Source organism: Flavobacterium enshiense DK69 (assembly GCF_000498495.1).
GTDB classification, from domain to species: Bacteria; Bacteroidota; Bacteroidia; order Flavobacteriales; family Flavobacteriaceae; genus Flavobacterium; species Flavobacterium enshiense.
The window spans coordinates 35,030-45,729 of record NZ_AVCS01000025.1; the positions used below are offsets into that span (position 1 = coordinate 35,030).

The 10,700-nt window shown below is 37.2% G+C and carries 8 protein-coding genes and 1 tRNA gene; 3 read left to right on the forward strand and 6 right to left on the reverse strand.

Translation table 11 applies throughout. The features are described 5' to 3' along the window. Nucleotides 1–30 precede the first annotated feature (30 nt). The 4 genes from FEDK69T_RS13125 to FEDK69T_RS13145 form a co-directional block, all read right to left on the reverse strand. A complete protein-coding gene (locus FEDK69T_RS13125; RefSeq protein ID WP_023574663.1) occupies nucleotides 31–2,133 on the reverse strand; it encodes a peptidylprolyl isomerase in 2,103 nt (700 codons plus the stop codon). Between the two features lie 285 nt (nucleotides 2,134–2,418). Further along, nucleotides 2,419–2,946: an LPS export ABC transporter periplasmic protein LptC gene (gene lptC, locus FEDK69T_RS13135; RefSeq protein ID WP_023574665.1), complete on the reverse strand. Its 528-nt coding sequence runs from the start codon at nucleotides 2,944–2,946 to the stop codon at nucleotides 2,419–2,421. A 47-nt stretch (nucleotides 2,947–2,993) separates the two neighbouring features. Then, a complete protein-coding gene (locus tag FEDK69T_RS13140) occupies nucleotides 2,994–4,250 on the reverse strand; it encodes an OmpP1/FadL family transporter (RefSeq protein ID WP_035630718.1) in 1,257 nt (418 codons plus the stop codon). Continuing rightward, nucleotides 4,243–4,977, reverse strand: coding sequence for a type III pantothenate kinase (locus FEDK69T_RS13145; RefSeq protein ID WP_035630719.1), 735 nt, complete (start codon nucleotides 4,975–4,977; stop codon nucleotides 4,243–4,245). Before FEDK69T_RS13145 ends, FEDK69T_RS13140 begins: the two co-directional genes overlap by 8 nt. Before the next feature lie 130 nt (nucleotides 4,978–5,107). Between FEDK69T_RS13145 and FEDK69T_RS13150 the strand changes: the two genes are divergently transcribed. Together FEDK69T_RS13150 and FEDK69T_RS13155 are read left to right on the forward strand one after the other, a co-directional pair. After that, a tRNA-Phe gene (locus FEDK69T_RS13150) sits at nucleotides 5,108–5,180 on the forward strand. Nucleotides 5,181–5,406: 226 nt separating this feature from the next. Beyond that, nucleotides 5,407–6,210 carry a bestrophin-like domain gene (locus FEDK69T_RS13155; protein WP_023574667.1) on the forward strand — a complete coding sequence of 268 codons (804 nt, stop codon included), beginning with the start codon at nucleotides 5,407–5,409 and terminating at the stop codon, nucleotides 6,208–6,210. Between the two features lie 72 nt (nucleotides 6,211–6,282). Here the strand turns inward: FEDK69T_RS13155 and FEDK69T_RS13160 are convergent, their stop codons facing one another. Both FEDK69T_RS13160 and FEDK69T_RS13165 read right to left on the reverse strand, forming a co-directional pair. Next, nucleotides 6,283–9,087, reverse strand: a complete 2,805-nt coding sequence (locus FEDK69T_RS13160; RefSeq protein WP_023574668.1) for an AsmA family protein — start codon at nucleotides 9,085–9,087, stop codon at nucleotides 6,283–6,285. A gap of 152 nt (nucleotides 9,088–9,239) precedes the next feature. Next, nucleotides 9,240–9,602, reverse strand: coding sequence for a nuclear transport factor 2 family protein (locus FEDK69T_RS13165; protein WP_035630720.1), 363 nt, complete (start codon nucleotides 9,600–9,602; stop codon nucleotides 9,240–9,242). A 78-nt stretch (nucleotides 9,603–9,680) separates the two neighbouring features. Here FEDK69T_RS13165 and FEDK69T_RS13170 point away from each other — a divergent pair, with 78 nt between their 5' ends. Beyond that, nucleotides 9,681–10,607, forward strand: coding sequence for a DUF58 domain-containing protein (locus FEDK69T_RS13170; RefSeq protein ID WP_023574670.1), 927 nt, complete (start codon nucleotides 9,681–9,683; stop codon nucleotides 10,605–10,607). Nucleotides 10,608–10,700: the final 93 nt, after the last annotated feature.

A 10,700-nucleotide genomic window follows, 5' to 3' on the forward strand; every position in this document is an offset into this window, starting at 1 on the left:
TTTTTATTTATATTCAATTAGTGATTGTTCTTATTGAAATTCTACTCTGTTATCTTCGATAGTAGCAGCATTCTTAAGAGCCATAACTGCTCTTCCTGAAGCTGAACCTTGACTTTGAGATTTTAGTCTTGTTACATAAGTAGCGTAATCAGGTAAAGCTGGTGCTTTTGCAACTGCTTTTGTTCTGATCATATAAACTCCCATTTCACCATCGATCAATTTAGAAGTCTTACCTGCACCTAATCCAAATGCTTTACCAACAACTTTCGGTTCATAACCTACGTTTGTAATAGATGGATTAGCAAGAGCTACCGCTACAGCGTTTGACACAGTAGCACCCGATTTCTGTGCTACAGCTTCTAATGTAGAACCAACCATCTTAGCCTTGATCAACTCAGCTTTCTTTTTATTTTTCAAGATAGGCTCCACCATAGCTTTTGCCTGCTCCACTGACATAAGTCCAGTTTCGTTTTTAGCTTTAACTCTGGCAATGATGTGTCCTTGCATATTGTCAAATTTCTTAACATCACCTACCTCAGTGTCCTTGTTAAATGCCCAAGAAACAACCGATCTTTGAGCTCCAACTTCTGGAAGATACTCATCCGTACCTTTAACCGATGCCGGTTTAACAGTTAACTTAGCTTCTTTTGCAACAGCTGCGAAATCTTTTTCGTTAGCGTCAGCTTCAAATTTAGTAGCTTTTGTATAGATCTGATCTGCAGTAGTTTCAGACGGCTCAATTTTTCTAGCAACTGTAGCTAATCTTACTGCATCATATTTAGCGTCAACTTTAATAACATGGTAACCGAATTCCGTTTCAACGATTCCCATTGCTCCAACAGGATTATTGAATAAGAAATCATTAAATGGTTTTACCATCTGACCTTTAGTAACGTTATCATAAGATCCACCGTTTTGTTTAGAACCAGTATCATCTGTATTCATCATCGCTAACATTGGGAAGCTTCCCGGATTAGCTTTAACCTGAGCCAATAATTCATCTGCTTTTGCTTTTGCCTCTTCTTTAGTACGTTTAACAGCTGCAGGTGCTTTGCTTCCTTCATAAGAAAGTAAAATATGGCTAACTTTTGCTGAAGAACCTGATTGTCTTCCTAGCATTTTAGATAAACAGTAGTGACCATTGTGAATGTACGGTCCAAAAACTTCTCCTTGAGGCAAGTTGAATAATTGTTCTTGGTTTTCTAACGGTAAATCTTTTTTAGCAATATATGAAGAATCATATTTGATGTCCGAATTTGCATTTACAAACTCTTCAGCGTTAACAGCTGCTTTAAATCCAGGCAATGTATCGTTTTTACCTGTTTTATCATTATAAACAACTCTTCCTGACAACAAACCATTGATAGTAGTTTTCATTTCAGCTTCGTCAGCTGCAGAAGGTTTATTTTCGATGAAAACGAACTCGATATCTCTTGAATTTTCAGACTTATATTTTTTCTCGTTCTTCTTCATGTAATCCATGATTTCAGAATCAGAAACTTTTACCTGATCGTCTTTAATTGTAGAATAAGCAACCGTTACAAAGTCAAAATCTATTTTGTCGTTCTCATTGGCGTAAGCCGCTTTAGCCTCAACTTTGGTAGTCACCAATCCTGATTTGATCATGGTTGTATACATCTGCTCAGTTGCCATTTGCTCAACTTGTTTTTCAAAGTCTAACCAAGCATTCCACTGCTCCGGCTGAGAACTTTTAATAGTCGCTAAATATTCATTGAATTTATTAATGTCAAAAATTCCGGCAGAATTTAAAAACTGAGGATTTTGAGCAAAGTTAGGATTTTGCTTCATTACGTTTAACAACTGGTCCTTTCCAATTTTCAAACCTAATTTTTCGTACTCTCCCTCTAAAAGAATTCTTTTTACTTCCTGATCCCAAACTCCATTTGCAGCCTGAGTATTACTCATTCCCTGGCCATTTTTCTCTGCCATGGAAACTCTCTGTAAAAATTCCTGAGCCGAAATATCCTCACCGTTTACGCTCCCTACATTTCTTGAGGTCTGACTAAAACCTCCGTTTTGGATTACATCACCAACAACGAATGCTAATAAACAAAACCCAATCACTCCGATAAGCAATATGGAACGTTGTCTAATTTTTGATAAAACTGCCATTTTTATTCTAGTTAAATTTTTTGTTCAGTGGGCGAAAATACAATTATCTATTAAATAATAAAATAGTATACAAAGTTTTTTACCCTGTTATCCTGAATTATTTGTTGTTATTTTTAATTTTTTCGGAAAAACGCCTTCTAAAGAAAAACATAAATACGGCTGCTGCCGCAAAAAGAAAACTCAATATCGAATTTTCATTGTTCTGCACTCTGACAATTCCATCATATACAAATAAAACCGCCATTATAAGATACATGTAATGTATGTACTGTAAAAATTTCATCTCTATTCTAATTTGGTTACTTCTCCCCTACTATTCTGCATATTAAAAACCTTGAAATCCCTGCTGAAATCAACACCCGGCCCTTCTAAATAACCGCCGGCTTCATCGGTATACTTAAAGTTTTTTTCCGTAAAAAACCATTCATTTTTCTGATCGTAATACAACTGATCCGTTTGAAGCAATTTTCCATCACTGGAAGTTATCTTCACATTACCCTGCAAATCGATAATATCCGTTCGCGCATAAGTAATGGCATAATCGGCATCCACAAAACTTTGTTTCTGATTATCATCGTAAAGTGTCACATGAACCCCTCTAGGAAACTCGGTAAACGGATATTTCGCATTCGAATAATCCAACATTTTGGGACTCACCAATATCGCTTTGATTTTCCCGGAATCCGTATACTTCAAATCCACATTATCCGCCTCTCCGGAAGGAGAAAACGCCACGGAATTTATTCGCTTTACTTCCTTAAAATTACTTTCGCACGAAAAAAACACAGTCACGGCTAATACAGTGACCAACATGATTATGCTATTTTTAAGAAACACCCTCACTATCTGCCTAGATTATATTAATCATATTTTGGTTTAACAAACCAACGGTCGCTCAATGATAAACCAACATTGATGGAAAAATAATTTTCCTGAATCAGATTATTGCTTGTTGTTCCTTTTTTCCCGTATTCCAATCCTATGTTAATATTGGAAATATTGGTTCCTACTGGAAACCCAAATCCCAAACTGACAGCAGTATCCCTAATTGTCTTATCATTAAGAACCAATCCCGTATTTTCATATCGGAATCCAGCACGATACACTACACGATCAAAATAACTTGTGAATGAATTGTATTTAGGAATATAAAACCCCCCTACAGCAAATCGCGTAGAGCTTTCAAAACTCGCACCCGGCAAATTATCCTGACTCCCTAAATCGTTACTGTCCTGGAACGTAAATTCCGTACCTACAAACCATTTTTTACTCTTACCAAATGCCGTACCCAAAGACACTTTTGAAGGCGTTTTTATTTTTGCATCCGGCACCTCAATATCCTCATTATCATTAACAATTTCGGTACCGTTAATCGTATAGGAAACAGTAGCAACGTTTCTTGTTTTTTCAGCATTCAGATTAGTTGGAGGCGTATAAGTCAAACTACTGGACCATTCCAGCTTATTTTGCAATTTAGTCTGATAATACAATCCTGTCACCATACCAAAACCACTGTAAATCGTTTTGTTTTTAGCTCGTGACCCCAGCGGTACCTGGGGCTCTGTTATGAACACAACTGAAGAGGTCTCCACAGTTCCGAAATTATACTGAAAATCCACACCGAAACTCAATTTAGGCGTAATCTTGTACGCCCCGCCTAAGAAAACCTTATTAAGCCCTCCTTCTCCTTCATAGGTGCTGGTTCTTGTATCTTCATCAGAAACATCGACATTTTGCACATTATATCCCACTGATGTATAGGGAACCAATCCAAACCCGACAGCCGCTTTACCTATAGGCAATCCTATCGCAAGATAATCTATCGAAGTTCTGTTAGCTTTCTCCTCTTGCGAATCTGTTTTAAAAGTACTTTTAACGTTTGTAGCACCAATTGCTAACGATGTATATTTCAAAAATGAATAAGATGCAGGATTTTGCAAGTTAATGTGAATACTGTCTACAAACACACCAACACTTCCCATGGCCCTGTTCTCGTTTGTTCCTTTAAACTTAGCATCTCCGATTCCATAGAACGAATAAGGTGAGGCTACACTTTCCTGAGCCAAAAGCCCAGCAGAAAAAAGCAAACTAATGCCTAAAATTATCTTTTTAATCATTTTCGATTTTATAATAGTGTAAATGGCTCAAACTCTCCAAAAGAAAATTTGAATTGGCAAATATGGTGTTTTTTATGTTTTTAGCCAAAAATTCGGCATCGCCTCCTGTTAAAATTACTGTTAAAACTTGATATTGCTGACGGTATTGACTTACAAATCCGTCGATTTCATTTAAAATTCCGTTAACAACTCCTGAGTGAATAGCTTCTTTTGTCGAATTTCCAATATAATGAGCCGGTTGTTCCAACTCAAGTAACGGCAATTTAGCCGTATAATTGTGAAGGGCTTCATAACGCAATCGTAGCCCTGGCGAAATGGCCCCACCCAGATAAATATTGTCTGCCGTAACAAAATCATAGGTAATGCAGGTTCCGGCATCAATTATCAAACGATTTTGATTCGGATACATAAGAGTTGCGCCGGAAGCAAGAACCATTCGATCCACCCCCAATGTCTTTGGCGTTTCGTAATTATTTTGAAAAGGGAAATTGGTTTCGGAAGAAATCACATTCAAAACTGAATGTTTTTTTATCAAATCAACTACCTCATCATCGAGTTTTCCGACCGATGAAAGGACCGATTCTGTAATTTTTGGATTTTTTTTAAAAATATTTTCAATTTTTTTTTGCGCCTCTTCTCTCAAAAAAACATCTTGAGTTAAAATGGTATGTTTCTCAAAGACAGCAACTTTAATTCGGGTATTCCCCACATCGACGGCTAAAAGCATATTTTCTGGATTGTGAAAACAAAGATACAAATTGATTTTTTTAAAAAATTGTTTTGGATAAATGAAAAATGACTCTATATTTGCACTCGCAATCAGCAAGCAACACACGCTTAACGAAAGCAGACATAATGGTGCCTTAGCTCAGTTGGTAGAGCAATGGACTGAAAATCCATGTGTCCCTGGTTCGATTCCTGGAGGCACCACATCAAAAACCACTCTTTACGAGTGGTTTTTTTGTTTATACCCAATAAAAAAACACAACAACTACCACTCCTCTTTTCACCTGCTTTTTTAAACACCTTACAATTAATTATCAGGCATTTAAACTTACAAAGTCAGTCATTTTCAACATAATTTTGCAATTTTTTCGTACTTTTAAGTGATAAAATTTAAACAGTGCTAACCACTGTTTTTAAGAAAGATTAGAAGATGGCACTGGACAATGTTCCTATCTGGCTCTTTTTTTTACTGACATGTCTGTTGGTGGTTCTTTGTATTGAGGGAGGCTATCGAATTGGCGCCAAAGTCCACAAAAAATCCCTCGAAGAAAAAGAATCCCCCGTATCAGGCATTTCAGGTTCTATTTTGGGATTACTTGCCTTCATTTTGGTCTTCACATTTAACATCGTATCTGAACGTTATGACACAAAAAGAGCCATTGTACGTGAGGAAGCCGCATCGATTCGGGACGTATGGTTAAGATCAGAGTTTCTTGAAGAGCCAAACCGCGGCAAAAGCCAAAAATTAATTAAAGAATATTTGAACATACGCGTCAATCTTCCCCAAATCCATGAATCTTTTCAAGAGAAAACAATAAGAATCGAAAAAGCAATCAGCCAGTCTTTAAAAATCCACAACCAACTTTTCGACATAGCCGTTTCCAATGGAAAAAAGGACCTGAACTCGGATATAGGCGCCCTATACGTTGAATCCGTAAACGAAATGATCAATATGCACCATAAAAGAGTAGCTATCTCTTGGCAGGCCAGGATTCCAAACCTATTTTGGTTAGTCCTTTATATCCTCATCGTTCTCTCCATGTTTTCGGTTGGCTACCAAATGGCCATTGCCGGTTCCACCCGATCATGGTCAACCCTTATCTTAGCAATCTCTTTTTCTTTAGTAATAACTTTGATTGCAGTATTGGACCGTCCGCAGAACAATTTTATAAGGGTTTCCCAACAGCCCATGGTCGATTTGCAGAAATTTATCAATTCAAAACCAACAAATTAAAATACAGTTGTTTTCTTTTGAAAAACTGGCAAACCCAAACATTTGATTTTAAACCAAGTCAGTATTATAAATCTAAGGTTCACTATTTAAAATATCGTCATTTACTGCAACACCGGTACCGGTAATCTCTTCATCATATTCTTTTTCTTCCAAATCTTCGGTTTCTCTACCGACTTTTACCTTAGGATTATCCTGCGTTCCCGTAATAGTTATAGGAATCCCTATAATCCCAAACGGAGGCAATCCCAAGCGCATCTTTAAATTCAGTTTTCCGTCAAGGGAAACCTGTCCTTCTATTCTCGGACGGAATCCGGAGACTTTGAATTTAAACCGCTCAATCGTCATGATGTTATTCTTAACAGTAGTTTTAATATCTATTTTCGAAAGCTTAGGATCCTTGATCTCATCGTGATTTGTTTTACTACCAACCGTGTTAAACAGTTTATAGCCTTTCATTTTCACATCCCGAACAGACAAAACTCCTCCGCCTTTCAACGACGGATAAATAGGATCCATATTCCCATCTAAATGACCACCGATCTTATAATCCAAAGAAACGATTCCTTCAGCACTTTCAGCCGCAGAAGCCATCTCGCGAAACATCTTTATTTCATTGTATGCTTTTTTGACATCAAAATCTTCCGCTTTTATCGAATAATCAAAAGCCGCTTTTTGAGTTGATAATGCTGCATAAGTAGCATTCATCGTAAACGGACTTCCGATCATCTCAAACCTGGCATCTTTCATCTTAATCGTTCCGTCTTTCATCGCTAATCCCCCATTCAGCTTATCAATATTTAATCCCTGAAAATTGACTTTTTTAGCCCTGGCTTTCAGATCGAAATCGTAATTGGGAGGAATCACCACAACACCTGTTCCCACAGTCTCTTGTTGCGGAAGATTTTCATCAGAAGCTTCAACACTTACCGAATCTACAGACACCGATTTTGTCATAAATTCATCCACATTAATATAATCTGAATCAACCGTGAATTCCCCTTTCAGAACAGCATTATCCGACATGATAAAATTGATGACATTCTGCATTTTCCCGTTCATTCTAAAATCGGACTGGCCATAAACCGCACGGAAATCCTTAAAATGCATGTCATTCTGATTAAAGGTAAACAAACCTTCTTTGATAACAAACGGCAAAGGAAGATAATCCGATTTCGTTCTGATATCACGCAAAACCAAAGTACCTTTACTGTTCAGCCTGTTATAATTGCCGTTTACAGCATCACTTTGCCTTCCCTTCATACTCAGATCCGCTTTCACATAGCCCTGCACATCCAAATCTTCTCTTGAAAAAACCTTATAAATACGCCCTAAATCCAATTCCCCATTGGCTTTAATATCGTATGCAACATCATCGAAATTCTCCAGATCAGCATCAATAAAAATTGGCTTTCCTTCAAAATTGAATTGACCGGGTTTTATGGCCACTTTTAAATCCTTATACTGCCCGGTTGTATTCAAAACTTTAGCATTAAGGTTGATATTTTCAATCGGGTTCGGATAATACTCCGTTTTAATCGCAGCATTCTGCAACACCAAATCACCTTTTGTTACCGGGAAAAGGCGCGCTTTTTGATCAAATTTTCCTTTTGCTCTGATATCCGATTTCAGAATCCCTTTAAAACTCATACTCTGAATCCCAATGGCACGGTGCAGTTTTCCTAAATCGAGTTGCGATTTGATTTTAGCATCGATATCAGGAGTTTCCAACCCTTTTACTTCAGCAATCCCGCTGAAATAATCTTTACCGACATTAAAAAACAACGAATCGACTTTCACATACATATTGTCAGTATTCAATGCAGGGATTTTTGTATCGAAATTCAAATAAATATTCGATGCCGGCACATTGGCTTTCTTATACGAAACAAAACCATCACGCACCTTCATGTTAAACGTTAAATCCGGGTTTCGGTTTTTAGACTTATCTGAAATTCCTTTAAAGACCAGTAAAAAATCTGTTTGACCACTAATTTCGGTTTGTTCCAGCCATTTTATGTATTGAGGAGGCAATGCCGTAAAAAAATCGTGCAATTTGCTGTTCTGCGATTTCACTTTTAAATCAATATCATAACCACTCTTAAGGATGTTCAGTTTTCCGATAAAATCAATTGGCAGTTTATTTAAAATCAGATTGTTCTGCTGAAAAACGAATTCCAGTGAATTTGTATTGATTCGGGTAATCAATTCGGCATCCACTTTTTTATGCTTAAGATATTCTTCCCCTTCGAAAACAAGGTCAAAAGAAGTAATGGACGCTTTGGTTTTCAAATCAAAAATCGCTTCATGCAAATCACCTTTTCCTGCATAATCAAACCCCTTGGCATCAATGAGAATTTTAGACGACTTATCATCATACACTAAATGACTATCCTGAATCACTATTTTATCAAGCTGTAAGGAAGCTGTCGACGTATCCTTTTCGTCTTTTTTAGTTTCAGAAACATAAACATTATAATTCGCCTCACCTTTCTCATTTATTCTGATATCTATTTTGGCTTTGGAAATAAAAATCTGGTCAATTTTAACTTCCCCTCCAAAAATGAGCGGCATAATTCTGATCCCACAAGTGACTTCTTCCGAAGAAACCAGATTCTGCTTAGCAAATGGAGCCGATCCTTTTAAAGAGAAATCCTCTACCGTGAAGGTTAATGACGGAAAATGTTTGAAGAATGAAAGATTGGCTTTGGTAAAATTCAGCTCCCCTTTCAGTCTTTTATTTGCCAATCCCCTAACCTCCTGACCAATTTTACCGGGGAACAAAATCGGCAATAAGTACATAAGAAGCAATAAGGAAGCGATCGCTACAAAAGAGATTTTTAAAAACTTGACTAATAAACCTTTACGATTCGACTCCATATTACAAAATTACAAAGTCATTTCGTTTTATAATGTATTTACCTACCTAACTCCTTATATATTCGTTAAAATGCTTCATTAAGAGAATAAAAAAAGAGGGAACTAGTCCCTCCTCTATTCAATCGAAGATCTACCTCCAGATAAATAAAATTTTATCCGTGATAAACTCTTGAGGCAATAATCTTTCCATCACGAACTTCCAGGACTTCAGCTACCAGCATATCTTCTTCACCATCTACCTGACGAATGTATTCCATAAAAACCCTGTCCGTATTTGCTGTTAACGAAGTTACTCTATAATGTAGGCTCGGCAAACGATCGAAGGCATCCTGCCACCATTCTCGCATTGCGTCTTTCCCGACAACCAATCCGTTGGTTTCCGGCTTGCGAATTTTTAATTTAGGACTAAAATGCTGCGCCTCATCATCATAAAGGGCCAATAATTTTTCCAACTGTTTCGCATTGAACGCTTCAAACCAGCGAAAGGCAATCGATTGTAATGTATCCGGACTCATCTTGAATTGTATTAATAGCGCAAATATTGGAAATAAAATCCAAATCTGCATCACTCCTTTTTTCTTATCTTTGAAACTATGAAGATAGATAAGCAAATAGAGAAGATATCCCGCTTTGAGCACTTGGAACTTTTAGCCAACCAGATTGTAGAGGGCTTCATTTCCGGAATGCACAAGAGTCCGTTCCATGGTTTTTCTGCCGAATTTGCCGAGCACAAAATCTACAATGCCGGTGAAAGCACCAAACACATCGACTGGAAACTATATGCCAAAACCGATCGTTTGTACACAAAACGCTTTGAAGAGGAAACCAATTTGCGTTGCCATCTCATTATTGACAATTCGTCTTCCATGCATTATCCGAAGTTGAAAGACGGTCAGTTTTTCTATGAAAATAAAATCGGGTTTTCTGTTCTGGCTTCGGCAGTTTTAATGAATCTGCTGAAAAAACAGCGTGATGCCGTTGGGCTGAGCATTTATTCCGATACCTATGATTATTATGCTCCGGAAAAAGGAAGCGAACGTCATCACCGCATGCTTTTAAACCAGCTGGAATCGATTTTGCAAACACCAAAAGAAGCCAAAAGAACCGACACTATCACGTATTTGCATCATATTGCCGAAAAAATGCACCGCCGCTCCATGATTATTTTATTCACCGATATGTTTCAGGGTGAAGATGACGAACGGCTTTTTAAAGCACTGCAGCATTTAAAACACAATAAGCACAAGGTGGTTCTGTTCCATGTTATCGACAAGAAAACGGAATTCAATTTTGATTTTGACAACGCTCCGAGAAAATTTATTGATGTGGAAACCGGAGAACAGGTAAACCTCTTTGCCGAAAACATTAAAAAAGACTATGAAAAACTGGCGGAAGCCTATTTTGAAAAAGTAGCCAATACCTGTTCGCAATACAAAATAAAATACGTTCCCGTTTCTGTAGACGAGAAATTCGAAAAAATACTAACCACTTATCTTATTGAAAAACAAAAGTTTGGATAAACACATTAAAAAAAATTAAATTATTTTCAGCAAAACATTTGGAAGACTTGAAAATGATTGTATATTTGCATCCGCAATAAAGCACTGGTTTGG